The following is a 26,411-nucleotide window of genomic DNA, read 5'->3' as shown; positions in this document are numbered from 1 at the left end:
CCTGCTTACCGCGCGGCGCGGGCCTGCTCGCGCCGCATGAACAGGTACAGGCTTTCCACCTTGGCGCGCGCCCACGGTGTCTTGCGCAGGAACTTCAGGCTCGACGACACGCTGGGATCGACCTGGAAGCACTTGATGGCGATGCGCTGGCCCAGCTCGGGCCAGCCGAAATGCTCGACCAGCGCGGTCACGATGGCCTCCAGCGTCAGGCCGTGCAGCGGGTCTTTGGACTGGTTGGTTTGCATGGGCTGCCCTGCGCTAAGCAGGTGGTTTCGGTAGTAGGTATTAGGTATCAGGTATCCGGGCCCAGCGCCGGGCCGCTCCCAAGCCGGCCCGCGATGGCGATGTGCATGCGGCTCAATGCCGCGTGCATCGCCGTCCCCTCGGGGGACCTGCTGGATTTGCCCGCGTTCAGCGTGGCAAGGCCGGACGAGGGGCTCATCTACTCATGCGTGAACTGGTCTGAGTTCTTGCCCTTGTACTGGGCGTAGTAGCGCTTGATTTCGGCCATGTCGGCTTCGACGTCGCCGGTGGGCCGAAACAGCGGCCCGAGGCCCACCAGCTTGCGTGGGTAGTCCATGAAAGCCATGACGATGGGCAGCTCGGCGGTCACGGCGATCCAGTAGAAGCCGGTTTTCCAGTAGATGGTCTTGCTGCGCGTGCCCTCGGGCGGCACGATGAGCTGCACCGGGCCGTCGGCGTTCTTCAGCGCCTCGGCCGACGCGGCCACCAGATTGTTGTTCTTGCTGCGGTCCACCGGGATGCCGCCCAGCCAGCGCATCACCCCGCCGAACGGGAACCTGAAGATTGATGTCTTGCCCATCCAGTAGGGCGTCAGGCGCAGCGCGAAGGCGGCGAACAAGGTGTAGGGCAGGTCCCAGTTGCTGGTGTGCGGCGCGGCGATGAAGACGCTCTTGCGCGCCTCGGGCGTCAGCGCGCCCTGCACGGTCCAGCCCGCCAGCTTCAGCCAGACGAGCGAGAAACCGCGCAGCAGGGTGCTGACGACGGGGGTCGTGAAGATGGTGCGGTGCATGGCCGTGATTGTCCCCGCCGCGATGGCTGCCTCAATCTGAGGCAAGACAAGAAAAGCCCTGTTGTGCCAAGCACTTGCAGCTTTCGCCCGCAGCCTGTTCACGGGTTTGTCCACAGCTGCTGTGGATGGCGCGCGCGGCCTGTGCCTTCGTTCGTGCAGTCCGTCGCACATGGGCTTGCCTCGGCCGGCATCCGCCACGATGCTGGCCGGCGTCCCACTCAACAGCCTTCCCGCATGCGTCACCCACAGATTCCCCTGACCGTCCTGTTGTCGCTGCTGCTCGGCGCGGCCCATGCGGGCCAGCCCGCCGCGCCGGCTGCGATGGCGGCCTATGCCGACAAGCTGCTCGACGAGCAGAAGCTCAACCGCGACGGACCGGGCGTCACCGTGCTGGTCGCGCGCGGCGACCAGCTGCTCTACAAAGGCGCGCGCGGCATGGCCAGCATCGAGCTGGGTGTGCCCATGCAACCCGACCAGCTGATGCGCATTGGTTCGGTCACCAAGCAGTTCGCCGCGGCCACGCTGCTCAAGCAGATCGACGAAGGCAAGGCCAGGCTGGATGACCCGCTGTCCAGGTTCCTGCCCGACTATCCCGACGGTGGCCGCATCACGCTGCGCCAGTTGCTCAACCACACCTCGGGCATCAAGAGCTACACGGGCATCCCGGGCTACATGCTCAACCCGGTCCGCCGCGACCTGAGCACGGCCGAACTCATCAAGGAGTTCAAGGGGCAGCCGGTGGATTTCCAGCCCGGTGAGAAGTGGGCCTACAACAATTCCGGCTACGTGCTGGTCGGCGCGGTCGTCGAAGCCATCTCGGGCAAGAGCTGGCACCAGCAGCTGGACGACGCGCTGCTCAAGCCCGCGCAGATCACCAGCGTGCACTACCAGGCCGGCGACAAGCTCTTCAAGGGCATGGCGCAGGGCTACACGCTGAACAGCCAGCGCGAGGTGGCGCCGGCCGGCATCGTCAGCATGACCCAGCCCCATGCGGCCGGCGCGCTGATCGCCAACACGGAAGGCCTGTGGCGCTGGAACCAGGCGCTGCATGGCGGCAAGCTGATCAGCAAGGCCAGCTACGACGGCATGATCACGCCCGTGTCGCCAGCCAAGGCGCACCGCTACGGCTTTGGCATCGGCACCGGCACGCTGCGCGGCCAGCCGCTGTTGACACATGGCGGCGGCATCCACGGCTTCGTCTCGACGCTGAACTACCTGCCGCAGACCCAGACGACGGTGGTGATCCTGCGCAACAGCGATGGGCCCGGGTTCGCGATGGACACGGTGTCGCGCAAGCTGGCCGCGTTCGCCATCGGTGAACCGTTTGCCGAGCAAACGCCGGTGGCCGTGCCGGCCGAGCAGCTGAAGGCCGCCGAGGGCGTCTACACCCGGGACGACCAGAGCCGCACGCTGCGCGTCAAGGATGGCGTGCTGACCAACCAGCGCACGGGTGGTGGCGTCGGCCCCCTCGTGGCCTTGGGCAATGGCCGCTACAGCTTCCCCGGTTCGCTGACGGAGTTGCAGGTCGAACGCGGTGCCGATGGCAAGGCCACGGGCTTGAGCGTCTTCAACAACGGCGAGGACGACGCCGAACGCTGGACGCGCACCGGTGACCTGCCCGCGGAGCGCGCGTTCATGCCGCTGAGTGCCGCGCAGCAGCAGGCCTTGCTGGGCGACTACAGCTCGCCCCAGTTCTCCGTCAAGGTCTTCATCGACGACAAGAGTGGCCGCCTGCTGGGCCAGGCACCGGGTCAGCCGGCCTTCGAGCTCAAGGCCAGCACGCCGCGCCGGCTGCACGTGACCGAGGTCGATGCCCAGCTCGACTTCAGCCCCGAGGACGGCCAGGCGGTGTCCGTCACGCTGACCCAGGGTGGCAACAAGCTCGTGATGCCCAGGAAGTAGCGCCCGTTCACACCCACTGCAGCGTCACGTCGCTGCGTGGGCAGGCCACGCAAGGCAGCACCCAGCCCTCGGCCTTCTCCTCGGCCGACAAGCCCGGCCAGGGGATGCTGTGCTCGACGCTGCCCTGCAGCAGCCGCGAGATGCAGGTGCGGCAGGTGCCGTTGCGGCACGACCAGGGCAGCGTGACGCCCGCGGCCAGGCCCGCCAGCATCAGCGGCTGATCGGCGGCGCAGTCGAATACCTCGCCGCCGGGCAGCAGCGTCACGCGGAACAGGGCTGTCTCGGACATGACCGTCATCATGCCGCCAGCGCCGCTAGCATGCGCTTGCCGGTTCGCAAGACCGGCAGCGTTCTCAGGGCGGGGCGGAATTCCCCACCGGCGGTATTTGCGCAAGCAAGAGCCCGCGAGCGCCTTCGCCGCTGCGCGGTGAAGGGTCAGCAGACCTGGTGCGATGCCAGGGCCGACGGTCACAGTCCGGATGAAAGAGATCGCGTTGTGTCGGCGTCTCCGTGCAAGCGGTGGCGCCGCTGCTGCGTGCGCTTGCCCTGATTCTGGAAAAACCGTCTTTCAAGAGGACACCATGAATCAGACCCTCAATCCCAGCTTCAACCTCAGCCGCGTGCCGCGCGTCGCCATCGTCGCCGCCAGCTGGCACAAGGACATCGTCGGCGTCGCCGTGTCGGCCATCCGCCATGAATTCGACCGATGTCGAATCCCCTCGGACCAGGTCACCGTCGTCGATGTGCCCGGCGCCTTCGAGATCCCGCTGCATGCCAAACGCCTCGCGCGCAGCGGCCGCTTCGATGCCGTCATCGCCTGCGGCCTGGTCGTGGACGGTGGCATCTACCGGCATGACTTCGTCGCCCAGGCCGTCATCAGTGCGCTGATGCAGGTGCAGCTGGACACCGACGTGCCGGTGTTCTCGGCCGTGCTGACGCCGCACCACTTCCACGAGCATGGCGAGCACAAGCGCTTCTTCGCCGAGCATTTCTCCACCAAGGGCCAGGAGGTGGCGCGTGCCTGCCTCGCGACAATAGCGAGCCTGGACCAGCTGAACTCGCTGGCCGCCTGACCCGCTACCCGCGCGGCGCCACCCCGGCGCCGCGCCTTGATTCCCCACTGCATGCTTGCCGCCCGCTACCTCGCCGGCTATCCGCCCGAACTGATCGCCCAAGCGGAGCAACTGCGCCTGGACGGCCGCCTGGCCGACCACCTGGCCCGCCGGCTGCCCGAGCGCCACGAGGTGCGCAGCGATACCGCGCTGTTCGCCTACGTGCAGGACCTGAAGGCCCGCCACCTGCGCAACGCCGAGCCGCTGAACTTCGTCGGCTACGACGCCAAGCTGCGTGTGCTGCAGCACGCCCTCGGAACGCACACGCGCCGCGCGCAGGTGCAGGGCAGCAAGCTGAAGATGCGCCGCGAGATCCGTGTTGCGACGCTGTTCAAGGACGCGCCCGCCGCGCTGCTGCGCATGATCGTCGTGCACGAGCTGGCGCACCTGCGCGAGCTGGAGCACAACAAGCCCTTCTACAAGCTCTGCCAGCACATGGAGCCGGACTACTTCCAGCTCGAGTTCGACCTGCGGCTGTACCTGATGAACCAGGAGAACACGCCGTGATTCTTCTCGCCCCCATGGAGGGCCTGCTGGACCACATCCTGCGCGACGTGCTGACCCGCGTGGGCGGCGTGGACCGCTGCGTGAGCGAGTTCATCCGCGTGACCGACCAGCTGCTGCCCAGCCGCGTGTTCACGCGCATCGTGCCCGAGCTGAGGAATGGCGGCCGCACGCTGGCTGGCGTGCCAGTGCACCCGCAGCTGCTGGGCTCGGACGTGACCTGCCTGGCCGAGAACGCCGGCCGGCTGGCCGAACTCAAGCCCGAGGGCATCGACCTGAACTTCGGCTGCCCCGCCAAATGCGTGAACCGCCACCGCGGCGGCGCCGTGCTGCTGGACGAGCCCGAGCTGATCCACGAGATCGTCGCCGCCGTGCGCCGCGCGGTGCCGGCCGACGTGATGGTGTCCGCCAAGATGCGCCTGGGCTACATGGACGACAGCCGCACGCTGGAGGTGGCGCGCGCCATCCACGCGGCCGGCGCGCAGGAGATCGTCGTGCACGCGCGCACCAAGGCCGATGGCTACAAGCCGCCGGCCTACTGGGAACGCATCGCCGCCGTGCGCGAGGCCGTGCCGCTGACCATCATCGCCAACGGCGAGATCTGGACGGTGGAGCATGCCGAGCTGGCACGCGAGCGCAGCGGCTGCGAGCACCTGATGCTGGGGCGCGGCATGGTGGCCGACCCGGGCCTGGCGCTGCGCGTGGCCGGCCAGCGCGACATACCCGTGCCGTGGGCCGAACTGCTGCCGCTGATGCAGGTGTTCTTCGACCAGGTGCGCGCCACCGTCGCCGCACGCCACCAGGGCGGGCGGCTCAAGCAGTGGCTGCACTACCTGAAGCGCGCCTACCCCGAAGCCGACGCGGCGTACGCCGAACTGCGCACGGTCAACGACGCGGACGAATTGGCCAAGCGGCTGTTCGCCTGAAGAAGGAACGCGACCATGAAAAGATGCATGCTCGGTTTGACCGTCGGCTTTGCGCTGCTCGGCGCTGCAAAGGCGCAGTCCGTGCACCCCAGCATCCCCGACGCGGATCTGCCGGCCCTCGTCGCCGAGCTCGACGTGCGGCACTTCGATGCCTTCAACCACTGTGACACGGCCACGCTGCTGGCGCTCTACGCGCCCGACGTGGAGTTCTTCCACGACCTCAGTGGTCGCGTCCTGAACCGCGAGCAGTTCATCCAGGCCGTGCAGAAGAACATCTGCGGCAAGGTGCAGCGCCGCTTGATCGAAGGCACGATGGAGGTCTATCCGATGGCCAGGATTGGCGCCATCCAGATGGGCCGGCACTGCTTCCTCGAAGCCGGCAAGGCGGACTGCATCCAGCAGGGCCGCTACTACATCCTGTGGCGCTTTGACGGCAGCACCTGGCAGATCGCCAGGGTGTTCAGCTACGACCACCGGCCGATGACTGCCCCCTGATGCTTCCCGGCGCCGCTGAGCCACGGCATCGGCCTGCGCCGCCCTTGCGGGTGGGCCGGCGCCGAAAGCCTCGGGATCAGCTCGGCTGCTTGGTGATGCGCAGATAGGGCTTGGGCGCCTTCCAGCCCTGCGGGAACAGCGTCTTCGCGTCTTCGTCCGACACCGAGCCGGCAATGATGACGTCGTCGCCCTGCTTCCAGTTCACGGGCGTTGCGACCTTGTGCTTGGCGGTCAGCTGCATGCTGTCCAGCACGCGCAGGATCTCGTCGAAGTTGCGGCCCGTCGTCATCGGGTAGGTCAGCATCAGCTTGATGCGCTTGTCCGGGCCGACGATGAAGACCGAGCGCACGGTGGCGTTGGTCGCGGCGGTGCGGCCCTCGGACGTGCCCTCGATGTCGGCCGGCAGCATGTTGTACAGCTTGGCCACGGCCAGATCATGGTCGCCGATCATGGGGTACTTGGGCAGGTGGCCCTGGGTCTCCTCGATGTCGGCGGCCCAGCGGTGGTGGTTGTCCACCGGGTCCACCGACAGGCCGATCAGCTTGGCGTTGCGCTTGGTGAACTCGGGCTCGATCTTGGCCATGTAGCCCAGCTCGGTCGTGCACACCGGCGTGAAGTCCTTGGGGTGGGAGAAAAGCACGGCCCACTTGTCGCCGATCCAGTCGTGGAACTTGATCTCGCCTTGCGTGGTCTGGGCGGTGAAGTCGGGGGCGATGTCGTTGATGCGCAGGGACATGGAAGTTCTCCAACGAAGGGGCGGGGCGTGAATGATAGGAAGGAAGCAAGTACCTGTTGCGCATGAGCTTGTTCGCGCAGCGTCTATCGATGCCCGAACGCCGCCCGGTAGGCGCGCGGCGCCAACCCCAGCCGGGCCTGGAAATGATGGCGCAGCGTCTGCACGCTGCCGAAGCCGGCCTGCGCGGCGACGCTCTCGACGGGCAGGGCGCTGCCTTCCAGCAGCCGCTGCGCCTCGGCCACGCGCTCGGCGATCAGCCAGTCGCCGGGCGACTGGCCGGTGGCCTCGGTGAAGCGGCGCAGAAGCGTGCGCGGGCTCATCGCGCCGGCTTCGGCCATGCGCTCCAGCGTCCACGGCGCACGCAGGTCGGCGCGCACCTGGTCCATCACGCCGGCCAGCCGGTTCGTGCGGTCCCTGGGCACGGGCCGCTCGATGAACTGCGCCTGGCCGCCGCCGCGGTGCGCCGGCATGACGAGGCGGCGCGCGACGCTGTTGGCGGCGTCCACGCCGAAGTCGCTGCGCACCAGGTGCAGCATCAGGTCGATGCCTGCGGCGCTGCCGGCCGACGTGAACACGCGATCGCCCTCGACGTAGAGCACGCTGGCGTCCACGGCGATGGCCGGGTGACGCGCGCGCAGCTTGTCGGCGTAGCGCCAGTGCGTCGCCGCGCGGCGGCCGTCCAGCAGCCCGGTGGCGGCCAGCACAAAGGCGCCTGAGCAGATGGACGCCAGGCGCGCGCCGCGCTGCCAGGCCTTGCGCAACCGCTTGGCCAACGCGTCGGGCACCGGCACGTCCGCGCCCTTCCAGCCGGCCATGACGATGAGGTCGGCCTGGTCCAGCAGCTCCAGGCCGCCGTCGCTGGTCACCGTCAGCCCGCCGTGCGCGCGCAGCGGGCCGGGCTCGATGGCGGCGCTGGCGAAGCGGTACCAGCCCGGCCCCATCTCCGGCCGCGCCAGGCCGAAGACCTCGGCGGCGATGGCGAACTCGAAGGTGCACAGGCCGTCGTAGATCGGCGCGACCGCCAGCGGCCCGGTGGTTGGCTTGGTGGCGTTTGGCGTGATCTTGTCGATGTTGGTCATTGGCGCCAATTGTGGCGGCAACGCGGCTTGGCGACCATGGCTCCACCTTTCAACGGAGCCCACCATGCCCTCTCACGTGACCGCTGTTCCCGCCGCCCCGGCCGCTGCCGCCGAGGCCCACTTCGCCGCCGAGTTCGCCTTCGAGACCGACTGCTGGGACGTGCATGACGGCCTCGCCGCCGGCACGCCCGACTTCGTGCTGCTGGACGTGCGCTCGGCCGAGCTGTTCGCGCGCGGCCATGTGCCCGGCGCCATCCACTTCCCGCACGGCAAGCTGGTCGAGAGCAAGCTCGCCGCCTGGCCGATGGACACGCTGTTCGTCACCTACTGCGCCGGCCCGCACTGCAACGGCGCGGCCCGCGGCGCGCTGCGGCTCGCGCGGCTGGGCCGGCCGGTGAAGATCATGGCCGGCGGCATCACCGGCTGGCTGGACGAGGGCTTCGAGCTGGCGACAGTGGCCGCGCAAGCCGCCTGACAGCGGGGCGGCAAGCACGGCCGAACCCGGGCTTGCCGAGGCCTGAATGCGGCGCCCCGCGCGGGCGAAGGACACTAGCGGCCATGAGCGCCGTGTCTGCCGATGAACTGCCCCAGCTGAGCCGTCTGCTCGACGAAGCGCTGGCGCTGACGCCGCCTGAGCGCGAGAGCTGGCTGGCGGCGCTGCCGCCCACGGCACTGCGTGAGCAGCTGGCGTTTCTGCTGACCAGTCACGACGAGCTGCAGCGCCAGGAGGGCGGCTTTCTCGAGCGCCTGCCGGCGCTGCACAGGCTGGTGGCGGAGCCACTGACCGGCCAGGCCGGCGACCGCGTGGGCCCCTACCGGCTGCTGGGCTCGCTGGGGCGGGGTGGCATGGGCGAGGTCTGGCTGGCCGAGCGGGCCGACGGCCTGTTCGAGCGCCAGGTGGCGCTCAAGCTGCCGCGCCGGCGCTGGAGCAGCGAGGCCTCGGCGCACGAGCAGTTCCGCCGCGAGACCGGCATGGTCGCGCGGCTGGAGCACCCGCGCATCGCCCGGCTCTACGACGCCGGCCTGCATGCCGACGCCGACGGCAGCCTGCGCCCCTACCTGGYCATGGCCTTCGTCGAAGGCCGGCCGCTGGACGAGGCCGCCGCCGCGCTGCCGCTGCCGCAGCGGCTGCGCCTGTTCGTGGCCGTCGTGCGCACGGTGGCCTACGCGCACAGCCGGCTGGTGCTGCACCGCGACCTCAAGCCGGCCAATGTGCTGGTCGACGCGGAGCACCGGCCGCACCTGCTGGACTTCGGCATCGCGGCCGTGCTGGGCGCTGCCACCAGCGACACGCCGCTGGCCTGCACGCCGCGCTATGCGGCGCCCGAGCTGCGCACGGGCGGTGAACTCAGCGTGCAGGTCGACGTCTACGCGCTGGGCATCATGCTGACGGAGCTGCTGAGCGAGCCCGACGCCGACCTGGCCGCCATCGCTGCTCGCGCCCGCGCCGATGACCCTGCGCAGCGCTACGCCAGCGCCGACGCGCTGGCCGACGAGATCGAGCGCTGGCTGCGCCACGAGCCGGTGCAAGCCCGCCCAGCGGGGCCGCTGCGGCGGGTGCGGCTGGCGTTGCGCCGCCACGGCCGGGCCTGGGCGCTGGGGGCGCTGATCGTGGGCGTTGTCGGCGCGCTGGCGTTGCAGCTGGCCGGCCAGCACGAGCGCGCCGCGCGCGCGGCCGAGCGCGAGCGCATCGCCACCAGCTTCGTCACGGAGATGTTCCGCTTCGGCACCCAGCCGCAGGCCCGCCAGCCGCGTGGCGAAGGCCAGGTGCCGCTGCTGGAGCAGGGCGCCCGCCTCATCGAAGAGCGCTTTGCCGGCGACCCGGCCCAGCAGGCCCGGCTCTACCGCGTGCTGGGCGACGCCTATGCCGCGATGGGCGCCGCCCCGCTGGCCGTGAACCTGCGCGAGCGCGAGCTGGCCTCGCTGCGCCAGCAGGCCGGCACCGAGGCCGCGCAGCACGAGGCCCATCTGCAGCTGGCCCGCGCCGAGCTGGACGCCGGCCGCCCGGACGAGGCCTTGCCGGCGCTGCAAGGCCTGGCCACGCCGTCGCCTACCGAGCGGCTGCTGCAGGCCCGCGCGCTGGTCGACCTGGGCCGCATGGACGAGGCCGAGCGCCTGCTCGCGGCGCTGCCCGCGACGCTGACCGGCAGCGCCGACCGCGCCTGGCGCCGGCTGCTGCGCGGCGAACTGCTGAACCGGCGCGGCCAGGAGGCCGAGGCCATTGCCGAGTTCCAGGCCGCCACCACCGAGGCCGGCGACCCGCTGGACGCCGCAGAGGCCGGGCTGCGCGGCGCGCGCTGGGCCGCCCAGCAGGGTCGCCACGACGAGGCCCTGGCGCTGCTGCAGCCGGCGCTGGCCACCTTGCGCGGCAGCGGCGGGCTGTACGCGGTGCGCGCCGAGGTCGGGGCCATCAATGTCTGGAACGCGATGTTCGGCACGACGCGCTCCATGCCGTTCGAACGCGTGCGTGCCGAGCTGGAGGCCGGCATCCAGCGCTTGCAGGCGCTGGGGGACGGCGTGCCGCCGCTGCTGATGGGCGAGGCGCAAGGCCACCTGGGCGGGCTGCTGCTGCACTGGGGCGACGTGGAGCATGCCGTGCCGCTGATCGAGGCCGACTACGCGCAGCGCCAGGTCGTGCTGCACCGGCCCGTGGAGCTGACCATCGCCCACGGCCGGGCCGGCAGCGCCGCCCAGGACCAGGGCCGCCACGACGTGGCCGCCCAGCGGCTGGCGCTGCGCCGCCAGGCCCGCATCGCGGCCGGCAAGGGCGCCCACCCCATGGTGGCCGGCGACGTGCGCATGCAGGCGCTGAACGCCAGCATGGCCGGCGACACGGCCGGCGCGCTGCGCCTGCTGGACGAGGCGCCGTCGCCCGAGGCCTTGAAGGCCGCCGGCCACGATCCGACCACCTACTCGCGCATCCTGCGCGAGGCCCACGCCCGCGTGCTTGTCGACACCGGCGATGCGGCCCGGGCGCGCGAGGCGCTGGCGCTGGCCACGCGCACCGAGGTCAGGCCGCCGGACGCCATGCTGACCGCCGGCTTCGCCACCGGTGCCGAGCTGCTGCGGGCCGAAGCCGAGTGCCTGCAGCCCGACGCCCGCGCCGGGCTGCGCCGCATGCGCGCGTTGCTGGCCGGGTTGGACATGCCGCACCACCCGGCGGCGCCGCAGATCGCGCGCCTGCACGGTGTCGCGGCGCTGTGCGCGCGCCGCGCCGGTGCGCCGGCACTGGCCGCGCGCTGGGAGGGCCTGGCGCGCGCGGCATTGCAGGCGCAACCCGGCGTCAGCCCCTACTTCAGCGCGCCACTGCGGGCACTGGACGCGCAAGGCGGCCGCCGGCGTTGACGGGCCGTGGCGCGGCTAGCATGTCGCGATGAAGATCCTCATGACCTTGCTTGCCAGCGTCTGCGCCATCAGCGCCGCCGCTGCGCAAACCCCCTCCCTCAGTCTTGAACGCATCACCGCCGACCCGCCGCTGGCCGGCCGCCTGCCCCGTCAGGCGGAGGTCTCGCCCGGCGGGCAATGGGTCAGCCTGCTGCGGCCGTCCGCGACGGACAGCGAAGTGCTGGAGCTCTGGGCCCAGCCTGCCGGCGGTGGCGAGCCCCGCAAGCTCGTCAGCGCGGCCGACCTGCTCGGCGGCGCCGAACAGAAGCTCAGCGAGGCCGAGAAGATGGCACTGGAGCGCCAGCGCATCAACCAGCGCGGCATCACCGGCTACCAGTGGTGCGGCAGCGACGACGGCGCGCTGCTGTTCCCGTTGTCGGGTGACCTCTACCTGGTGCGGCTGACGGCCGCCGGCCCGCAGGCGCAAAAGCTCGCGTTGGCCTCGGGCGCGCCCAAGCTGGAGCCGCGCTGTGCGCCGGACGGCAAGAGCCTGGCCTATGTGCAGGGCGGCAACCTGTTCGTCTTGCCGCTGACTGCCGATGCCAGGCCGCGCCAGCTGACGACGGACGGCGGCGGCACGCTGTCCTGGGGGCTGGCCGAGTTCATCGCCGCCGAGGAGTTGGGGCGCCAGCGTGGCTATTGGTGGAGCAAGGACGGCAAGTCGCTGCTGGCGCTGCGCGTGGACGAGTCCGGCGTGGCGGTGAAGACGCGCGCGCAGATCTTTGCCGACCGCACGGCCATGACCGAGCAGCGCTACCCGGCGGCCGGCGAAGCCAATGCCAAGGTCACGGCCGCCGTCATCGATGCGACCAGCGGCCAGCGCCGCGAACTGCCGCTGCCGCAGGCGGCCGAGTACATCTCGCGCGCCGGCTGGTTTGCCGACGGCACGCCCTGGCTGCAGTGGTTCACACGCGACCAGACGCGGCTGACGCTGACCGAGTTCAAGGGAGCCGCGCCGCGCGACATCACCGTCGAGACCGACCCCGCCTGGGTCGAGGGGCACGACGACCTCATCGAGACGCCGCGCGGCCTGCTGTGGTCCAGCGAGGCCTCGGGCCGGCGCCAACTGCTGCTGGTCGACCGCGCCAGTGGCGCCCGCACGCCGCTGACGCAGATGCCCGAGGCGGTGGCCCACGCCATCTGCGCCAACGCGCAGAGCGTCGTGTTCGCCGCTGCGGGCGACCGCGGCAAGAGCCAGGAGCTGTACAGCCTGCCCCTGGCCGGCGGCCGGGCGCTGATGCTGCCGGGCGCCGCCAACCGCCAGTGGCGCGACGCCAAGGCTGACAGCGATTGCAGTCGCCTGCTGGTCACGCGCTCCGCCTGGGGGCAGCCGCCGCGGCTGGAACTGCGTGGCCTTGCTGACGGCACGGCCATCGCGCTGGCCGGCGACGCACCCGACGCCGCGCTGCGGCAGTACACGAACACGCCGCTGGCGCTGGACCTGACGGCCGCCGACGGCCGCACGGGGCTGAACGCCTTCTACTTCCCGCCGCAGGACCGCCGCGAGGGCAAGCATCCGGTCCTCGTGCTGGCCTACGGCGGCCCGGGCTCGACCACCGTCAACTGGGGCTGGGGCCGCGACATGCCCTTGATCGCCTACTGGCAGCAGCGCGGCTACGGCGTGATGACGCTGGACACGCGCGGCATGCAGCACCGCGACCGCGACTTCACGCGCGCCCATCACGGCAGCTTTGGCAAGAACGAGGTCGCCGACCTGTTCGCCGCCGTGCGCCAGCTGCCCGGCCGCGTGCCGGGCGTGGACGCGGCGCGCATCGGCTTCTTCGGTTGGAGCTATGGCGGCTTCCTCGGCGCGCGGGCGATGCTGGACGCCGACACGCCGTTTGCCGCCGCCGTGGCCGTGGCGCCAGTGACCGACTGGACGCTCTATGACACCGCCTACACGGAGCGCTACCTCGGCATGCCGGACGGCGGCAAGGCGGCCACGTACGCCAGCGCCAGCCTGCCGGCGCGCGCATCGCTGCTGGCCAAGCCGCTGCTGCTGGTGCACGGCACGGCCGACGACAACGTGCTGTTTGAGCACACGCTGCGGCTGGTTGAGGCCTTGCAGACCGCCGGCAAGACCTTCGACCTGCAGATCTACCCGGGCAAGGCGCACGGCATCGCCGGCCGCGCGGCGCGGCTGCACCTGTACCGCACGATGGACGCGTTCTTCGAGCGGCATCTGAGGCCGGGCCCATGACGCTGGTCTATTCCACCGACGTCGGCCGCGTCTGCCCGGGCTGCGGCCAGCCGGCCGCGCAATGCGTGTGCAAGGCCAAGGTGCGGCCGGCGGGCGACGGCATCGTGCGCGTCAGCCGCGAGACGGCCGGCCGCAAGGGCAAGGGCGTCACCGTCGTCAAGGGTCTGCCGCTGGACGACGCGGCACTGACCGCGCTGGGCAAGCAGCTGAAAGCCCTCTGCGGCAGCGGTGGCACGGTCAAGGACGGCGTCGTCGAGATCCAGGGCGACCACCTGGACAAGCTGCTGGCCTGGCTGAAGGCGCGGCCCGAGGGCTGGACTGTCAAGCGCACGGGCGGCTGAATGCCGCGGCAAGCCGCCAGCAATGCCGGTGCCCGCACGACGCGGCTCCCGATCTGTTCCGGCGTCTTCGTGAAGAACCTCGTCGTCCTGAGGTGCCTGTCGTTCCATGCCGCTGTCCTGGGTGCGCCCGAGATCGCGACGGCGGCGGACTACTGAGCCATCTGGCGCGCCTTCTCGCGCGCCATGTAGTTGTTGTGGGCCACGTCGCGCTCGCGCTGCTGGCGCGCCTCGCGCGTCTCCCAGTCGCCGCAGCTGAAGAACGAGCCGCCGAACAGCCAGCCCATGACGCTGGAATCGTCCACCGCGCGGGCCTCGCCGCCGGTGCAGATCATGGCCGCCTTGGAGCCGCTTTCCGCGGTCAGCACTTCCTGCACGAGCATGGAACGCGACAGCAGCACGCAGGCCGGCATGCCGACGGCCAGCAGCACACCGCCGATGACAAAACCCTTGGCCCAGCGCGGCAGTGCCGAGCTGGGCGCCGCCGTCACGTTGGGTCGGGCAGCGGCGGTCGTGCCGGGGGCGGGCGGCCGTGCAAACGGCACCGTCGCCGTGAAGGTGGTGCCCGCCGTGGCCGTGGCGGCCGACGTGCGCGTGCGGTCGCTGGCGCGCGTGCCGGCGCCGCTCAGCAACCGGGCCTTGCCGGGCTGGGGCGGGGTGGGCGAGGGAGGGGCGGTGGGCATGCGGCAGGGGGCGTACGGACTTCGCCGAGCATGCTAGTAGGGCAGGTCGGCGGGCATCGTGACGAATTGAAAGTCTGCGACCCTGTTGATCCGCGGGTGTGCAGCAATTCACGATCCGGCGCGCGCACCCCGCCAACGACAATCGCGGCATGACCGATACCGCCTTTTCCCAACTGCCGCTGAGCCCCGCCATGCTGGCCAACCTCGACCAGCTCGGCTACGCGCAGATGACGCCCATCCAGGCCGCCAGCCTGCCGCTGGCCCTCGCCGGCAAGGATGTCATCGGCGAGGCCCGCACCGGCAGCGGCAAGACGGCCGCCTTCGCCATCGCGCTGCTGCACCGGCTGGATGCCGCCGAAACGCGGGTGCAGGCCCTGGTGCTGTGCCCTACGCGCGAGCTGGCCGACCAGGTCACACAGGAGATCCGCCGCCTCGCCCGCGCGGCCGACAACATCAAGGTGCTGAGCCTGTGCGGCGGCTCGCCGATGAAGCCGCAGATCGAGAGCCTGTCCTTCGGCGCCCACATCGCCGTGGGCACGCCGGGCCGGCTGATCGACCACCTGGAGCGCGACACGCTCAACCTCTCGGCGCTGAACACGCTGGTGCTGGACGAAGCCGACCGCATGCTGGACATGGGCTTCCTGGACGACATCAAGGCGATTGCCAAGCGCGCGCCGGCCAGGCGGCAGACGCTGCTGTTCTCGGCCACCTTCCCGGAAGGCGTGACCGAGATCGCGCAGAAGTTCATGCGCGAGCCGCAGACGGTGAAGATGGCCGGCTCCGCCAGCGCCGCGGCATCCACCATCCGCCAGATCGCCTTCGAGGTGACCGAGGACCAGCGGCTGGATGCCGTGCCGCGCCTGCTGCGCGCCTTCCGGCCCGAGTCGACGATCGCCTTCTGCAACACCAAGCAGCAGTGTCGCGACCTGGAGGCCGTGCTGGCGGGCCAGGGCTTCATCGCGCTGGCGCTGCACGGCGACCTGGAGCAGCGCGACCGCGACCAGGTGCTGATCCAGTTCGCCAACCGCAGCGCCTCGGTGCTGGTGGCCACCGACGTGGCCGCGCGCGGGCTGGACATCGCCAACCTGGCCTGCGTCATCAACGTGGACATCAGCGCCGACGTTGAGCAGCACGTGCACCGCATCGGCCGCACCGGCCGCGCGGGCGCGCAAGGTCTGGCGCTGAGCCTGGCGAGCCTGGACGAGATGGGCCGCATCGGCCGCATCGAGCAGCTGCAGGATGAGGAGTTCGTCTGGCAGCCGCTGGGCGACCTGAGCGACGCGCCTGGCGGCCCGCTGCTGCCGGCCATGGACACGCTGCAGATCCTGGGCGGGCGCAAGGAGAAGATCCGCCCCGGCGACATCCTCGGCGCGTTGACCGGCGAGGCGGGCTTTGCCGGCACGCAGATCGGCAAGATCAATGTCACCGACTTCCACAGTTATGTTGCAGTGCAGCGCGACATCGCCGCCGAGGCCGTGCGCCGGTTGTCCGTGGGCAAGCTCAAGGGGCGCAAGGTCAAGGTCAGGCGGCTGGCCGACCTGGGCGACTGAGCCCTGCCTAACGCGCCATTTGGTGCGCTGCAATATGTTCTGACGCCTCTGGCGGGGCTACATTGGCCGCGTGTCCGCCTCGCCTCACCACCTGATCCGCAGACGTCGTCTGCTGATGGGCATGCCGGCGTTGCTGGTGGCCGGCCGGGCCTGGGCGCAGGAACTGATCATCACGCTGCGCGCGCCCGACAGCGACAGCGATCTGCGCAACGCCTTCGTCCGCGACGCCGTCAAGCTGGCGCTGGACAAGACCCGCGCCAGCGACGGCCCCTACCGGCTGCAGCGGTCGCTGCCGATGAACAAGCAGCGCGCGCTGCTGGAAGCCGGCAAACGCGCGGTGCCGAACTTTCTCGTCGTCACCGGGCCCGACGTGGGCCGGGCCGCCGGCCTGACGCCGGTGCTCTTTCCCATCCACCTCGGGGTGAACCGCTACCGCGTTTGCTTCGTTCACGCGCCGCGCCAGGCGGCCGTGCGCGAGGCCGCCGACCTGCGCGCCGTCGCGCGGCTGCGCCATGTGCAGGGGCGGGACTGGCCCGACGTGGCCGTGCTGCGCGCCAACGGCTTCTCCGTCACCGAGGTCAACACCTACGACTCGATGTTCGAGCTGGTGGCCCTGGGCCGCGCCGACCTGTTCTGCCGCAACGTGCTGGAGGTGGGCCATGAGGTCAGGTCGCATGCCAGCGTCCAGGGCCTGGCGCTGGACGACAGCCTGCTGCTGACCTACGACTTGCCGCAGTACCTCTACACGCACCCTGGCAACCACCAGGCCATCGAGCGCGTGGGCCGCGGGCTGCGGGCAGCCTTTGCCGACGGATCGCTGCAGACCTTGCTGCGCGGCTATCTGCAGCCGGACCTGGGCCTGTTGCAGCTGCCGCGGCGCCGTTTGATCACGCTCAAGACGCCCCAGGCGGCCATCGTCGAGATGAACGACAAGCCTTTCCAGATCGACCTGCTGCGGGCCCCGCCCCGCCGGTGACCCTTGCGGCGTGACATCTTGGCGCGCGGCCCGTCATCCGCGGGGTCTGAAGCGCGGTATGCGACCTATTCACGCGCAACGCGGGGATGCGGCGCCTAGTCTGGTTGCAAGACGAGGTGCCCCATGAACTCACGCCCCATGCCCTTGATGAGCGACGCCTACGAACTGCGGTTCGAATCCCTGTTCCAGGCCGGCCGCGCGCTCGCGTTTCCGTGCGATCCGCACGGCGGCGTATCACTGGACGCGCTGAGCGACCGGGCGCGGCAGAACTATCTGTTTGCCCGCGCGGTGGTGGGCCGGGAGTACGCGACGCCGATCGTGTTGCGCTGTGGTGGTGCGCGGGACTGACGGTTCACGCGCCGCCTGTCACCTGGACGATCCGCGCGGCGGCTGCCGTCCGCCGCTGACAGCAGCCGCCCGGCAGCTCCGACAATCGGCGCATGTCTCATGCTGTGTCTCGTCTGCGCGCCGCCCGTCTGGCAAGCGCCACCAAGCCCTTCCTGGCTCGCGGTGGCTTCAAACGCGAGCGCTGCGGCGGCTGCCGGCTGGTCCCAACGCACTGCATGTGCGCCTTGCGCCCTGCGGTGAACACGCGCGCCGCGGTGTGCTTGCTGATGGCCGACATCGAGCCACTGAAGCCCACCAACACTGGTTGGCTGATCGCCGACACGGTCGCAGACACCTTCGCTTTTGGCTGGTCGCGAACCGAAGCTGACCCCGCGCTCATCGCCCTGTTGAGCGATCCGACCTGGGATTGCTACGTCGTGTTCCCAGGCCAGTACGCCGCGCCGGAACGCGTGGTTCACGCCGTTCAGCCGCACGCTGCAGGTCTGGACGGCAACGTCAAGCGCCCGCTGTTCATCCTGCTGGACGGCACCTGGTCCGAGGCGCGAAAGATGTTCAGCCGAAGCCCCTACCTCAACCACATGCCCGTGCTCAGCCTGGCGCCTGCCGTGGCTTCCGAGTACAGGCTGCGTCGCTCACATTGCGGCGACCATTTCTGCACCAGCGAGGTCGCCGCGCAGTGTCTGAGGCTCGCGGGCGACGAGGTCGCGGGAGCGACGCTTCAAGCCTACCTCGGCGTCTTCACGCATCACTACCTTCAGGCGAGGAACCAGTTGCCCGTCGTCTGGGAAGGTGAGGCACATCGGCACCTGGAGGCGTTGATGGCATCGTCCACCTTCCAACAGGACCTTTCTCACAGCCTGCCCGCAGCAGACGCGTTTCCCACCTGAAATACCTGGGCGCACTCCCGGGATCGGCCTGGATGGCGACATGGGCAGGCAGCACGCCGCCGCGCCGCTGGCTGCTCAGTCGGTCGGTCCGTCTGCTGGCCGGGACCGCTGCGCCAGCAGGCGCTTGCGCACCGCATGGATGTTGTTGCGCAGCGCGTAGAGCTCTTCGGCATAGGACAGCGGCACCGCAATGCGGTGTGTGACACGGTCCAACTCGTCCAGCTCGTCGAGCAAAGCCTCCCGCTTGCCTGTGCCGGTTTCCAGCTTGGCTTCCACCTCGCGCAGCCGCGCATACCAGCGGAACACGCGCGAGCGCACGCGGAAGGTGTAGAGCGGCGGCACCACGCGCGACAGCGGCAGCATCAGCACCAGCAGGCCGCCGATCACCAGCCACATGCGTTCCAGCAGATTGCCGGCCCAGAAGGGCAGGAAGCGCGCCCAGGCCGGCGGCGTGCCGTTGATCGCACGGTCGCCCTCGGCGCTGACCGGCAGCTCGCTGGTGCGGGTGTTGGGGAAGTCGCGCGCGCCATTGAACCAGCCGGCCTCGCTGTGCTGGCCCAGGGCCGCCTGTGCGAACAGCTGGCGCAGCGCAGGGTGCGTCTGCTCGCGCGCCAGCAGTGCGGTGGTGGTGGCCAGCAGCGGCACATCGTGAGGTGGTAAATCGGCGGCCAGGTCCACCACACCGCGCGGCAAACTCACGGTGGACAGGAAGGGCAGGTGGCGCGAATAGGCCTCGTTCTGCTCGAAGGCCATCAGCGCAATGGCCGGGTCGCGCAGCAGCGCACGGATCAGGCCCGCCTGCGGCGCCGAGATCAGCACCGTGGCGTCCAGCCGGCCCTGGCGCAGGGCCGCGCCGGCGGCTTCGGGTGCCAGATTGGACAGCCGCAGATCGGTCGACTTCAGCTGGTTCAGCGCCAGCAGCTTCTCAACGATCTGCGGTACACCGCTGCCGTCCTGATCCACATTGACTCGCAGGCCGCGCAACTGATCCAGGCGCTGCAGTTCGCCGCCGGGCTGGCGGCGCGCGATGCCAAGATCGCGGCGGTAGAAGATCCAGATCGGCTCGTAGAACAGGCTGCCCAGCGAGACGATGCCGGCCTCGGTATCGGCCGCCGGATCGGTCATGCCGCCGCGCACGAAGCCCACATCGGCCGTGCCCGCGCGCAGATGGGCCAGATCGTCCTGCGCGCCTTCGCTGGCAATCAGCTCCACCTGGATGCGCTCGCGCGCCAGCGCCTTCGCATAGCCCTCACCGAAGCCGGCGTAGGCACTTCCGGCCGGGCCGGTGGCCAGTCTCACCTGGCGCGGCGGCTGCGGGTCCAGCCACCAGTAGGCCGCTACCAGCAGGCCTCCGCCCAGCAGCAGCAGCGGGCCCATCGAGACCATCATGTCGCGCAGCGTCTGCAGCAGCAGGCGCAGGCTGCGGGTGGCATGCCATTGCTTAATCGGGGTCATGGATTGCCGTCCTGAGCGGCCAATATCTGGGCCTGCCGGTTGCAGAGTCGCTCGCACGCCTGAGCGCCCGCATGGGTCGTGGCCGCAAGGGTGAGCATGATCGTGATGCCGAGGCATCGCATGGGCTGGGCCTTTGCCGATGGAGGACCGACCCATCGTATTCGAGGCGTGCTGGCCGGACTGTTGCGCCCGCTTTCGCTGCGGAGCCGACGTCGGCCTCAGGCTGATTGCAGTCGGTCAGATTCGGCACGCCAATGACCGCTATCGCCACAACACCTTCCACAGCACCGGTGCTTGGCGTGGAACCTACGCGCCGTAGGCTGCCATGAACACTCGTACGGCCTCGCGCAGAAGCGCCCTGTCTTCCTTGGAATCCGGCATCTCGAGCTTCAGCAGTCCACGGATGTGCCCTGAGCCCAGGAACATCGACAGGAACAGGTCCGCTGCCTGAAGCGGGTTACGTACCTTCAGCGTGCCCGCCGAGTGGGCAAGGCGCAGGTAGGCAGCCAGCTCGCCGTTCACGCGCTCCGGACCTTCCTTGTAGAACGCAAGGCAGGTTTCCGGCTGCGCGCCCGCGACGCCGTAGACAGCGCGCATCGCGCCCAGGGCGTCCCCGCGCGCCAGCGCAAGAAATCGGGTGCCCACCGCCAGCAGTGCCTGCTCAGGGTGGTCCGGGTCCAGCGCCCCGGCGCCCGGGGCCTCCGCCACCACCGCCGCCGTCCTGTCGCGCACGACGGCCTGGAACAGCCCCTCCTTGGAGCCGAAGTTGCTGTAGACGGTCATCTTGGAGACACCGGCGTCCGCGGCGATGGCATCCACGCTGGCGCGCTCCAGGCCATGCTCGTTGAAGTGCGTTCGCGCCGCTTCCAGGATGCGCCTGCAGCGCTCGGGATCGCGTGGCCGCCCGCGCTGGGGCTTGGGAGCGGGAACGGGAGCGTGGGCCATGGGTAATTTAGTGGACTTGACAGTTCACTATATATGCACCACATTACTGTACTAACTTGTCCAGTAATAAACAGACCCATGACTTCCTCCTCCCGGCGCGACCGCAGATCGGTCCCCGCGACAACCCGCCTCCTGTCGCTCGCGGCATTGGTCGCGCTGTCGGCGTGCTCGACACCCGCCGTGCAGGCTCCGGCGCCCTCGGTGCCCCTCGCGGCCGCGTTTGCCAACAGCCCTACGGCACAGGCGGAAGGTGCAGCCGCGGGCGCTGCGTGGTGGGCCACCTGGGGAGATCCCGCTCTCACCGCGCTGGTTGAGGAGGCGCTGGGCGCCAACCAGGACATCGCCATCGCGCTCCAGCGCGTCGCCCAGACCCGCGCGGGCGCGGATGCCCAGGCCTCCCGCCTGTGGCCGGCGGTGGGCGTGCAGGCATCGGCCTCGCGCAGCGAGAGCGGCCTGCCGGCAGCGGTCAAGCAAGGCCAACCCGACACCCGCGCACTGCGCGCCGGCATCGACGTGGCCTGGGAAATCGACCTGGCAGGCGGCGTGCGGGCCGCGCGCGATGCGGCGCAGGCCGACACCACGGCGGCGGCTGCAGGCGTGCAAGGCGCCCGGCTGCTGGTCGCCAGCGAGGTGGCGCGCCAATACTTCGTGCTGCGCAGCGCCCATGAGAGGCTGCGCATCGTGCAGGCCCTGGCGAAGGCGCAACAGGACACCGCCAGCCGCGTGGAAAGCCGGCTGCGCGAAGGCCAGGCCAGTGCGTTCGACCACGACCGCGCGCGCGCCGAAGCCGACGCGCTGGAGGCCCAGGTGCCGGCGCTGCGGATGCTGGTCGGCACCACGCAGACCCAGCTGGCCGTGCTGCGCGGCCGCAACCCGTCGGCGCGCGTTGTCGACGTCGACAACGGCTTCGCGTGGCCGGCGGCGCGCGCCATCGCGGCGGGCCAGCCCAGCGAGCTGCTGCGGCGCCGCCCCGACCTGGTCGCCGCCGAGGCGCGCGTCGGTGCCGAGGCGCTGCGCACGGCCGAGGCCCGCGCCCAGTGGTGGCCCAAGCTGTTCCTGAGCGCCTTGGTGGGCCGCCAGGACTTGCGGCTCAACGCGCTCGATCTCGCGCCCGTTCACTTCTCCAACGTCGCGCTGGCCTTCGCGATGCCGGTCTTCAACGCCGGCCGGATCGACGCCGGCGTTCGCGTGCAGTCCGCGCGCGCCGACGAGGCCTTGCTCGTCTGGCAGAAGGCGGTGCTGGTGGCGGTCCAGGAGGTCGAGGACAGCCTGCTCGTGCGCACGCAGGAGGCCGAGCGCAACGCGGCCCTCGCGCTCACCGTCGAACACCGCCGCCGTTCGCTGCAGCGCGCCGAGTCGCTGCAGCGCGAAGGACAGATCGACCTGCTGACCCTGCTGGACGTGCAGCGCTCCGTGCTGGCCAGTGAACTGGCCTTGTCGGAGGGCCGCCTGCAGCAGGTGCTGGCCGACGTGCAGCTCTACAAAGCCCTGGGCGGTGGGTTCTCCATCACGCAGCCCGGCACCGATATGACTTCAATTACCGCAAGGACGTCGCGATGAACGCCCCGTTGATCAACATCTTCCCCGCCCTCTCGCTCTCGAGCATCGCGGCCGCCAGCCTGCTGCTGACGGCCTGCAGCGAACCGCCCGCGCCGGCCGCCATCGTGAAGCCGGTCTTCGTGACGACCGTGACACCGGCCAACGCCGCGCAGACCCGCAGCTTCACGTCGGTGGTCCGTGCCCGCGTGGAGACGGAGCTGGGTTTCCGCACAGGAGGCAAGGTGGTCGAGCGACTCGTGGAAGTCGGTGACAGCGTCAAGGCAGGCCAGGTCCTGGCCCGCCTTGACCCCGCCGATTACCAGCTGGCCGTGAAGGCGGCCGCGGACCAGGTGCAGGCCGCGTCCGTGGATGCTCGGCAGGCCGCTTCCGACGAGGCGCGCTTTCGCCGGCTGCTGGCGGACGGATCGGTCGGCGCCGCCGACCACGAGCGGCAGAAGGCGCGGGCCGACGCCGCCGCAGCGCGCCTGGACCAAGCGAATCGCCAGCTCGAACTTGCGCGCAATCGCGAGGCCTACGCCACGCTGGTGGCTCCCTACGCAGGCGTCGTCACGACGCTGCGCTTCGAGCGCGGCCAAGTGGTCGCGGAAGGCCAGCCCGTGCTGTCGCTGGCCCGTGACGGCGAACGCGAGATCGTCGCCGAGCTGCCCGAGGATTGGCTCGGCCGGGCGCGCAGCCTGGCCGCCACGGCGGCCCCCTGGAACGATGCGAAATCGCAGGTCCGCCTCGTGCTGCGCGAGCTCTCGCCGCAGGCCAGCGTTCAAGGCCGGACCTACCGCGCGCGCTATTCAGCCGCGTCTGACTCGCGTGCGCCCATGGATGCGCTGCCGTTGGGCAGCACGATGCAGTTGACGCTGTCAGGGCCGCAGGCCGGCCTCGCGACCGCAGTGTTGCCCGTGAGTGCCTTGGTCAAGGGCAGCGGCCCCGCCGGCGTGTGGACGGTGAACGCCAAGGGGTCGGGCCTCGTATTCACACCGGTCCAGGTGGTGGCCATCGACGACGCCACCGTTCGGGTCACGGGCGTGACCTCGGGCAGCAAGGTCGTCAGCGTGGGCGCTCAGAAGCTCGACGCGGGCACTGCCGTGCGCGCCATCGAGCGTGCCCCCGACGCCGCAATGGCCTCTGTCGCGAAGAGCAGCTCATGAAGCGCTTCAATCTCTCCGAGTGGGCCGTCACGCACCGGCCGATGGTGCTGTTCCTGATCATCGTGACGCTCATCGTCGGCGGCATTTCTTTCAGCAGGCTGGGCCGGCTGGAAGACCCGAACTTCGACGTGCCGCAGATGACGGCCATCGTCGTTTGGCCCGGCGCCACTGCGCAGGACGTGCAGGACCAGGTGCTCAACCGCATCGAGCGCCGGCTCCAGGAGCTTGATCACTTCGACTACGTGCGCAGCTTCTCGCGCCAGGGCTACGGTGGTATCACGCTGTGGATGAAAGGCGGCAGCAGCAAGGAGGAGCTGGTGAACGCCTGGTACCAGGCGCGCAAGAAGATCGGCGACATGCGCCAGGAGTTTCCCGAGGGCGTGCGCGGGCCGTTCTTCAACGACGAGTACAACGACCGCTACAGCGTGCTGTATGCGTTGAGCGCACCCGAACTGTCGATGGCCGAACTGCTGACGCTCACCGAGGACGTGAAGCGGCGCCTGCAGAGCGTGCCCGGTGCCGCCAAGGTGGACGTGCTGAGCAAGCAGGCCGAGCGGGTGTATGTGGAGGTGTCGACCCGGCGCCTGGCGTCGCTCGGCATCGCGCCGACGGCGGTGTTCGATGCGCTGGCGCGCCAGAACCTGGTGACGCCCGCCGGTTCGGCCGACGCCACGCACGACCGTGTGCAGGTGCGCGTGGACGGCGGGCTCAAGAGCGCGGCGGACGTTGCCAACGTGACGCTGGAGGTCGGTGGTCAATTGCTGCGGCTGGCCGACATCGCCACCGTGCGCAGCGGCTATGAGGACCCGCCCAGCTTCAGCATCCGTCACAACGGCGTGCCGGTCCTGGCCATCGGCGTGACCATGCAGCAAAACGGCAATGTGCTGGACTTCGGCAAGGCGCTGGAGCAGCGGCTGGCCCAGATCAAGCAAGAGATCCCGGCGGGGGTCGAGATCCAGCAATACGCCGACCAGCCGCGCGTGGTGGCCGAGTCGGTCTGGGAGTTCGAGCGCTCGTTCCTGGAGGCGTTGGCGATCGTGCTGGCCGTGTCCTTCCTGTTCCTCGGCTGGCGCACCGGCATCGTGGTGGCGGCGTCGGTGCCGCTGGTGCTCGCGCTGGTCGCGGGGGTCATGTATGCCGCCGGTTGGAACCTCGATCGCATTTCGCTCGGGGCGCTGATCATCGCGCTGGGCCTGCTGGTGGACGACGCCATCATCGCCGTCGAGATGATGGTGGTGAAGCTGGAAGAAGGCTGGGACCGCCTGCGCGCGGCCACCTACGCCTACACGTCCACCGCGTTTCCGATGTTGACCGGCACGCTGGTCACGGCCGCGGGCTTCATGCCAGTGGGCTTCGCCAAGTCGATCGCCGGCCAGTACGCGGGCGGCATCTTCTGGGTGGTGGGAACGGCGCTGATCCTGTCGTGGCTGGTGGCGGTGGTCTTCACGCCTTACCTGGGCGTGTTGCTGCTGCCGAAGAACCTGGCGAGCCAACACGAACACGGCAAACACCGCGACCCCTACGACCGGCCCGTCTACCGCCGGTTGCGCGGCATCGTCGACTGGGCGGTGCATCGCCGGGCCTGGGTGCTCGCAATCACGGTGCTGGTGTTCGCCATGTCCGGAGCCGGCATGCTGGCGGTGCAGCAGCAGTTCTTCCCCACCGCTTCGCGGCCGGAGCTGCTCGTGGACCTGCGCCTGCGCGAAGGCGCGTCGTTCGCCGCCACGTCCGCCCAGGTGAAGCTGCTTGAGGCCCGGCTGGCGAAGGACCCGGACATCGAGTTCTTCACCGCCTACACCGGCGGCGGCACGCCGCGCTTCTACCTGTCGATCCAGCCGGAGTTGCCGAACCCCGGCTTCGCCCAGTTCGTGATCAAGACGGCGGGAACCGAGCAGCGCGAGCGCGTGCGCGCCCGCCTGATGGAGCTGTTCGCCAAGGACGAGGCACTCCCGGACGTCAACGCACGCGTCACCCGCCTGGAGTTCGGCCCACCGGTGGGCTTCCCGGTGCAGTTCCGCGTGATCGGTCCGGACGAGGCGCAGGTGCGCGAGATCGCCTACCGCGTGCGGGACACGGTGCGCCAGAGCCCGTTGGTGCGCGACACGCAGCTGGACTGGAACGAACAGGTCCGCACCATGAAAGTTCATGTCGACCAGGACAAGGCGCGGCTGCTGGGCCTGTCCACCGCGGACATCCAGGGCCTGGTGCAGACCGCGCTAGACGGTGCGCCGGTGACGCAGATCCGTCGCGGCGAGGAACTCATCGATGTGGTCGTGCGGGCGACGCCCGACGAGCGCAAGCGCATAGGCCAGCTGGGGGATCTGCAATTGTTCACGCGCAGCGGCGCCACCGTGCCGTTGTCGCAGGTGGCCCGCGTCGAGCCGAGCTTTGAAGAGCCGGTGCTGTGGCGGCGCAACCGCGACATGGCGCTGACCGTGCGCAGCGACGTCGTCGATGGCGTGCAGGGCCCCGACGCCACGGCGCACATCCGGCCCTCGCTCAAGCCGATCATCGACAGCCTGCCCGCGGGCTACCGCATCGAGGAAGGCGGCGCCATCGAGGAGAGCGACAAGGCAAACAAGGCACTGTTCGCGGTGTTCCCGGCGATGTTCGCGGTGATGCTGACGCTGCTGATGATCCAGCTGCAGAGCTTCTCGCGCCTGTTCATGGTGTTCATGACGGCGCCGCTGGCGCTGGTGGGTGTGGTGCCGGCGCTGCTGCTGTTCAATGCCCCGTTCGGCTTCGTCGCGCTGCTCGGTGTGATCGCCCTGAGCGGCATGATCATGCGCAACTCCATCATCCTGGTCGACCAGATCGACCAGGACGTCGCGCGCGGCGTGGCGCCGTGGAATGCCATCGTCGAGGCCACGGTGCGGCGCTCTCGTCCGGTGGTGCTGACGGCGGCCGCCGCCGTGCTGGCGATGATCCCGCTCACGCACAGCGTCTTCTGGGGACCGATGGCCATCGCGATCATGGGCGGCCTGGTGGTGGCCACGGCCCTGACCCTCGTCTTCGTGCCGGCGCTGTATGCGGCCTGGTTCCGCATCCGGCGCGACAGCCCCGCACACGCGCCTGCAGAAGCGGCGCCAGCGCTCGCCGCACGACTTGCTGACGGAGGGGCTCAAGCCTGAGCACCCCGAAGTCGCGACCTTTCCC

25 protein-coding genes and 1 riboswitch are annotated in these 26,411 nt (G+C 70.2%); of the genes, 17 read left to right on the top strand and 8 right to left on the bottom strand.

Features of this window, described 5'->3' with window-relative positions; translation table 11 throughout:
- Positions 1–5: 5 nt before the first annotated feature.
- Together AC1D29_RS27750 and AC1D29_RS27745 are read right to left on the bottom strand one after the other, a co-directional pair.
- The gene (locus AC1D29_RS27750; protein WP_477903665.1) at positions 6–245 is read right to left on the bottom strand and encodes a VF530 family protein; all 240 of its coding nucleotides are present in this window, start codon (positions 243–245) and stop codon (positions 6–8) included.
- 197 nt (positions 246–442) lie between these two features.
- Positions 443–1,033: a lysophospholipid acyltransferase family protein gene (locus tag AC1D29_RS27745; protein ID WP_477903663.1), complete on the bottom strand. Its 591-nt coding sequence runs from the start codon at positions 1,031–1,033 to the stop codon at positions 443–445.
- A 234-nt stretch (positions 1,034–1,267) separates the two neighbouring features.
- Between AC1D29_RS27745 and AC1D29_RS27740 the strand changes: the two genes are divergently transcribed.
- Complete coding sequence (locus AC1D29_RS27740) at positions 1,268–2,935, top strand: serine hydrolase domain-containing protein (protein WP_477903661.1); 1,668 nt, start codon at positions 1,268–1,270, stop codon at positions 2,933–2,935.
- Between the two features lie 7 nt (positions 2,936–2,942).
- Here the strand turns inward: AC1D29_RS27740 and AC1D29_RS27735 are convergent, their stop codons facing one another.
- Positions 2,943–3,224, bottom strand: a complete 282-nt coding sequence (locus AC1D29_RS27735; protein ID WP_477903659.1) for a 2Fe-2S iron-sulfur cluster-binding protein — start codon at positions 3,222–3,224, stop codon at positions 2,943–2,945.
- Between the two features lie 56 nt (positions 3,225–3,280).
- Positions 3,281–3,430, top strand: a riboswitch (FMN riboswitch).
- An 86-nt stretch (positions 3,431–3,516) separates the two neighbouring features.
- On the opposite strand from AC1D29_RS27735, the gene AC1D29_RS27730 reads away from it, so the two are divergent.
- From AC1D29_RS27730 to AC1D29_RS27715, 4 genes are read left to right on the top strand one after another with little or no spacing between them, the layout of a single operon-like run.
- The gene (locus tag AC1D29_RS27730) at positions 3,517–4,008 is read left to right on the top strand and encodes a 6,7-dimethyl-8-ribityllumazine synthase (protein ID WP_477903657.1); all 492 of its coding nucleotides are present in this window, start codon (positions 3,517–3,519) and stop codon (positions 4,006–4,008) included.
- A 51-nt stretch (positions 4,009–4,059) separates the two neighbouring features.
- Positions 4,060–4,554, top strand: coding sequence for a YgjP-like metallopeptidase domain-containing protein (locus tag AC1D29_RS27725; protein WP_477903655.1), 495 nt, complete (start codon positions 4,060–4,062; stop codon positions 4,552–4,554).
- A gap of 14 nt (positions 4,555–4,568) precedes the next feature.
- Positions 4,569–5,477 carry a tRNA dihydrouridine synthase gene (locus tag AC1D29_RS27720; RefSeq protein ID WP_477903849.1) on the top strand — a complete coding sequence of 303 codons (909 nt, stop codon included), beginning with the start codon at positions 4,569–4,571 and terminating at the stop codon, positions 5,475–5,477.
- Between the two features lie 27 nt (positions 5,478–5,504).
- A complete protein-coding gene (locus tag AC1D29_RS27715) occupies positions 5,505–5,972 on the top strand; it encodes a nuclear transport factor 2 family protein (protein WP_477903653.1) in 468 nt (155 codons plus the stop codon).
- A 76-nt stretch (positions 5,973–6,048) separates the two neighbouring features.
- Here AC1D29_RS27715 and AC1D29_RS27710 read toward each other — a convergent pair whose 3' ends face one another.
- Both AC1D29_RS27710 and ftrA read right to left on the bottom strand, forming a co-directional pair.
- A complete protein-coding gene (locus AC1D29_RS27710; protein WP_477903651.1) occupies positions 6,049–6,708 on the bottom strand; it encodes a peroxiredoxin in 660 nt (219 codons plus the stop codon).
- 83 nt (positions 6,709–6,791) lie between these two features.
- Positions 6,792–7,787 (bottom strand): transcriptional regulator FtrA, encoded by a 996-nt coding sequence (ftrA, locus tag AC1D29_RS27705; RefSeq protein WP_477903649.1) that lies wholly within the window; start codon positions 7,785–7,787, stop codon positions 6,792–6,794.
- A gap of 64 nt (positions 7,788–7,851) precedes the next feature.
- Between ftrA and AC1D29_RS27700 the strand changes: the two genes are divergently transcribed.
- From AC1D29_RS27700 to AC1D29_RS27680, 5 genes are all read left to right on the top strand, one after another.
- Positions 7,852–8,262, top strand: a complete 411-nt coding sequence (locus AC1D29_RS27700) for a rhodanese-like domain-containing protein (RefSeq protein ID WP_477903647.1) — start codon at positions 7,852–7,854, stop codon at positions 8,260–8,262.
- Between the two features lie 83 nt (positions 8,263–8,345).
- Positions 8,346–11,132, top strand: coding sequence for a protein kinase domain-containing protein (locus tag AC1D29_RS27695; protein WP_477903645.1), 2,787 nt, complete (start codon positions 8,346–8,348; stop codon positions 11,130–11,132).
- Between the two features lie 40 nt (positions 11,133–11,172).
- Complete coding sequence (locus AC1D29_RS27690; RefSeq protein ID WP_477903643.1) at positions 11,173–13,371, top strand: S9 family peptidase; 2,199 nt, start codon at positions 11,173–11,175, stop codon at positions 13,369–13,371.
- Positions 13,368–13,712, top strand: a complete 345-nt coding sequence (locus tag AC1D29_RS27685) for a translation initiation factor Sui1 (protein ID WP_477903641.1) — start codon at positions 13,368–13,370, stop codon at positions 13,710–13,712. The genes AC1D29_RS27690 and AC1D29_RS27685 overlap by 4 nt, the downstream gene beginning before the upstream one ends.
- Positions 13,713–13,868, top strand: coding sequence for a hypothetical protein (locus AC1D29_RS27680; RefSeq protein WP_477903639.1), 156 nt, complete (start codon positions 13,713–13,715; stop codon positions 13,866–13,868).
- On the opposite strand, the gene AC1D29_RS27675 is transcribed toward AC1D29_RS27680, so the two are convergent.
- The gene (locus AC1D29_RS27675; RefSeq protein ID WP_477903637.1) at positions 13,862–14,392 is read right to left on the bottom strand and encodes a hypothetical protein; all 531 of its coding nucleotides are present in this window, start codon (positions 14,390–14,392) and stop codon (positions 13,862–13,864) included. The two genes, AC1D29_RS27680 and AC1D29_RS27675, sit on opposite strands and share 7 nt — an antisense overlap.
- Before the next feature lie 149 nt (positions 14,393–14,541).
- Between AC1D29_RS27675 and dbpA the strand changes: the two genes are divergently transcribed.
- The 4 genes from dbpA to AC1D29_RS27655 all read left to right on the top strand — a co-directional run bounded on the left by dbpA (position 14,542) and on the right by AC1D29_RS27655 (position 18,153).
- On the top strand, positions 14,542–15,942 hold the full coding sequence (dbpA, locus tag AC1D29_RS27670) for an ATP-dependent RNA helicase DbpA (RefSeq protein ID WP_477903635.1): 1,401 nt from the start codon (positions 14,542–14,544) through the stop codon (positions 15,940–15,942).
- 70 nt (positions 15,943–16,012) lie between these two features.
- On the top strand, positions 16,013–16,918 hold the full coding sequence (locus tag AC1D29_RS27665) for a hypothetical protein (protein WP_477903633.1): 906 nt from the start codon (positions 16,013–16,015) through the stop codon (positions 16,916–16,918).
- 147 nt (positions 16,919–17,065) lie between these two features.
- Positions 17,066–17,266 (top strand): hypothetical protein, encoded by a 201-nt coding sequence (locus AC1D29_RS27660; protein WP_477903631.1) that lies wholly within the window; start codon positions 17,066–17,068, stop codon positions 17,264–17,266.
- Positions 17,267–17,358: 92 nt separating this feature from the next.
- The gene (locus AC1D29_RS27655; protein WP_477903629.1) at positions 17,359–18,153 is read left to right on the top strand and encodes a tRNA-uridine aminocarboxypropyltransferase; all 795 of its coding nucleotides are present in this window, start codon (positions 17,359–17,361) and stop codon (positions 18,151–18,153) included.
- Between the two features lie 75 nt (positions 18,154–18,228).
- Here AC1D29_RS27655 and AC1D29_RS27650 read toward each other — a convergent pair whose 3' ends face one another.
- Together AC1D29_RS27650 and AC1D29_RS27645 are read right to left on the bottom strand one after the other, a co-directional pair.
- On the bottom strand, positions 18,229–19,608 hold the full coding sequence (locus AC1D29_RS27650) for a TAXI family TRAP transporter solute-binding subunit (protein WP_477903627.1): 1,380 nt from the start codon (positions 19,606–19,608) through the stop codon (positions 18,229–18,231).
- A 306-nt stretch (positions 19,609–19,914) separates the two neighbouring features.
- On the bottom strand, positions 19,915–20,553 hold the full coding sequence (locus tag AC1D29_RS27645) for a TetR/AcrR family transcriptional regulator (RefSeq protein ID WP_477903625.1): 639 nt from the start codon (positions 20,551–20,553) through the stop codon (positions 19,915–19,917).
- 33 nt (positions 20,554–20,586) lie between these two features.
- On the opposite strand from AC1D29_RS27645, the gene AC1D29_RS27640 reads away from it, so the two are divergent.
- From AC1D29_RS27640 to AC1D29_RS27630, 3 genes are read left to right on the top strand one after another with little or no spacing between them, the layout of a single operon-like run.
- Positions 20,587–22,113 (top strand): efflux transporter outer membrane subunit, encoded by a 1,527-nt coding sequence (locus AC1D29_RS27640; protein ID WP_477903623.1) that lies wholly within the window; start codon positions 20,587–20,589, stop codon positions 22,111–22,113.
- Positions 22,110–23,255, top strand: a complete 1,146-nt coding sequence (locus AC1D29_RS27635) for an efflux RND transporter periplasmic adaptor subunit (RefSeq protein ID WP_477903621.1) — start codon at positions 22,110–22,112, stop codon at positions 23,253–23,255. Before AC1D29_RS27640 ends, AC1D29_RS27635 begins: the two co-directional genes overlap by 4 nt.
- Positions 23,252–26,386 carry an efflux RND transporter permease subunit gene (locus tag AC1D29_RS27630; RefSeq protein ID WP_477903619.1) on the top strand — a complete coding sequence of 1,045 codons (3,135 nt, stop codon included), beginning with the start codon at positions 23,252–23,254 and terminating at the stop codon, positions 26,384–26,386. The genes AC1D29_RS27635 and AC1D29_RS27630 overlap by 4 nt, the downstream gene beginning before the upstream one ends.
- The last annotated feature ends 25 nt before the right edge of the window (positions 26,387–26,411 follow it).

Source organism: Roseateles sp. P1_C6, from assembly GCF_056406315.1.
This window is presented reverse-complemented; position numbering and strand designations above follow the sequence as displayed.

Excerpts from the sequence above, each read along its gene's own strand:
- AC1D29_RS27630 (WP_477903619.1), top strand. The coding sequence starts at position 23,252 with ATGAAGCGCTTCAATCTCTCCGAGTGGGCCGTCACGCACCGGCCGATG.
- AC1D29_RS27700 (WP_477903647.1), top strand. The coding sequence starts at position 7,852 with ATGCCCTCTCACGTGACCGCTGTTCCCGCCGCCCCGGCCGCTGCCGCC.
- AC1D29_RS27690 (WP_477903643.1), top strand. The coding sequence starts at position 11,173 with ATGACCTTGCTTGCCAGCGTCTGCGCCATCAGCGCCGCCGCTGCGCAA.
- AC1D29_RS27735 (WP_477903659.1), bottom strand. The coding sequence starts at position 3,224 with ATGTCCGAGACAGCCCTGTTCCGCGTGACGCTGCTGCCCGGCGGCGAG.
- AC1D29_RS27730 (WP_477903657.1), top strand. The coding sequence starts at position 3,517 with ATGAATCAGACCCTCAATCCCAGCTTCAACCTCAGCCGCGTGCCGCGC.
- AC1D29_RS27640 (WP_477903623.1), top strand. The coding sequence starts at position 20,587 with ATGCACCACATTACTGTACTAACTTGTCCAGTAATAAACAGACCCATG.
- AC1D29_RS27750 (WP_477903665.1), bottom strand. The coding sequence starts at position 245 with ATGCAAACCAACCAGTCCAAAGACCCGCTGCACGGCCTGACGCTGGAG.
- AC1D29_RS27715 (WP_477903653.1), top strand. The coding sequence starts at position 5,505 with ATGCTCGGTTTGACCGTCGGCTTTGCGCTGCTCGGCGCTGCAAAGGCG.
- AC1D29_RS27650 (WP_477903627.1), bottom strand. The coding sequence starts at position 19,608 with ATGACCCCGATTAAGCAATGGCATGCCACCCGCAGCCTGCGCCTGCTG.
- AC1D29_RS27675 (WP_477903637.1), bottom strand. The coding sequence starts at position 14,392 with ATGCCCACCGCCCCTCCCTCGCCCACCCCGCCCCAGCCCGGCAAGGCC.
- AC1D29_RS27660 (WP_477903631.1), top strand. The coding sequence starts at position 17,066 with ATGAGCGACGCCTACGAACTGCGGTTCGAATCCCTGTTCCAGGCCGGC.
- AC1D29_RS27680 (WP_477903639.1), top strand. The coding sequence starts at position 13,713 with ATGCCGCGGCAAGCCGCCAGCAATGCCGGTGCCCGCACGACGCGGCTC.
- AC1D29_RS27720 (WP_477903849.1), top strand. The coding sequence starts at position 4,569 with ATGGAGGGCCTGCTGGACCACATCCTGCGCGACGTGCTGACCCGCGTG.
- AC1D29_RS27710 (WP_477903651.1), bottom strand. The coding sequence starts at position 6,708 with ATGTCCCTGCGCATCAACGACATCGCCCCCGACTTCACCGCCCAGACC.
- dbpA (WP_477903635.1), top strand. The coding sequence starts at position 14,542 with ATGACCGATACCGCCTTTTCCCAACTGCCGCTGAGCCCCGCCATGCTG.
- AC1D29_RS27745 (WP_477903663.1), bottom strand. The coding sequence starts at position 1,033 with ATGCACCGCACCATCTTCACGACCCCCGTCGTCAGCACCCTGCTGCGC.
- AC1D29_RS27655 (WP_477903629.1), top strand. The coding sequence starts at position 17,359 with ATGTCTCATGCTGTGTCTCGTCTGCGCGCCGCCCGTCTGGCAAGCGCC.
- AC1D29_RS27685 (WP_477903641.1), top strand. The coding sequence starts at position 13,368 with ATGACGCTGGTCTATTCCACCGACGTCGGCCGCGTCTGCCCGGGCTGC.
- AC1D29_RS27635 (WP_477903621.1), top strand. The coding sequence starts at position 22,110 with ATGAACGCCCCGTTGATCAACATCTTCCCCGCCCTCTCGCTCTCGAGC.
- AC1D29_RS27645 (WP_477903625.1), bottom strand. The coding sequence starts at position 20,553 with ATGGCCCACGCTCCCGTTCCCGCTCCCAAGCCCCAGCGCGGGCGGCCA.
- AC1D29_RS27725 (WP_477903655.1), top strand. The coding sequence starts at position 4,060 with ATGCTTGCCGCCCGCTACCTCGCCGGCTATCCGCCCGAACTGATCGCC.
- ftrA (WP_477903649.1), bottom strand. The coding sequence starts at position 7,787 with ATGACCAACATCGACAAGATCACGCCAAACGCCACCAAGCCAACCACC.
- AC1D29_RS27740 (WP_477903661.1), top strand. The coding sequence starts at position 1,268 with ATGCGTCACCCACAGATTCCCCTGACCGTCCTGTTGTCGCTGCTGCTC.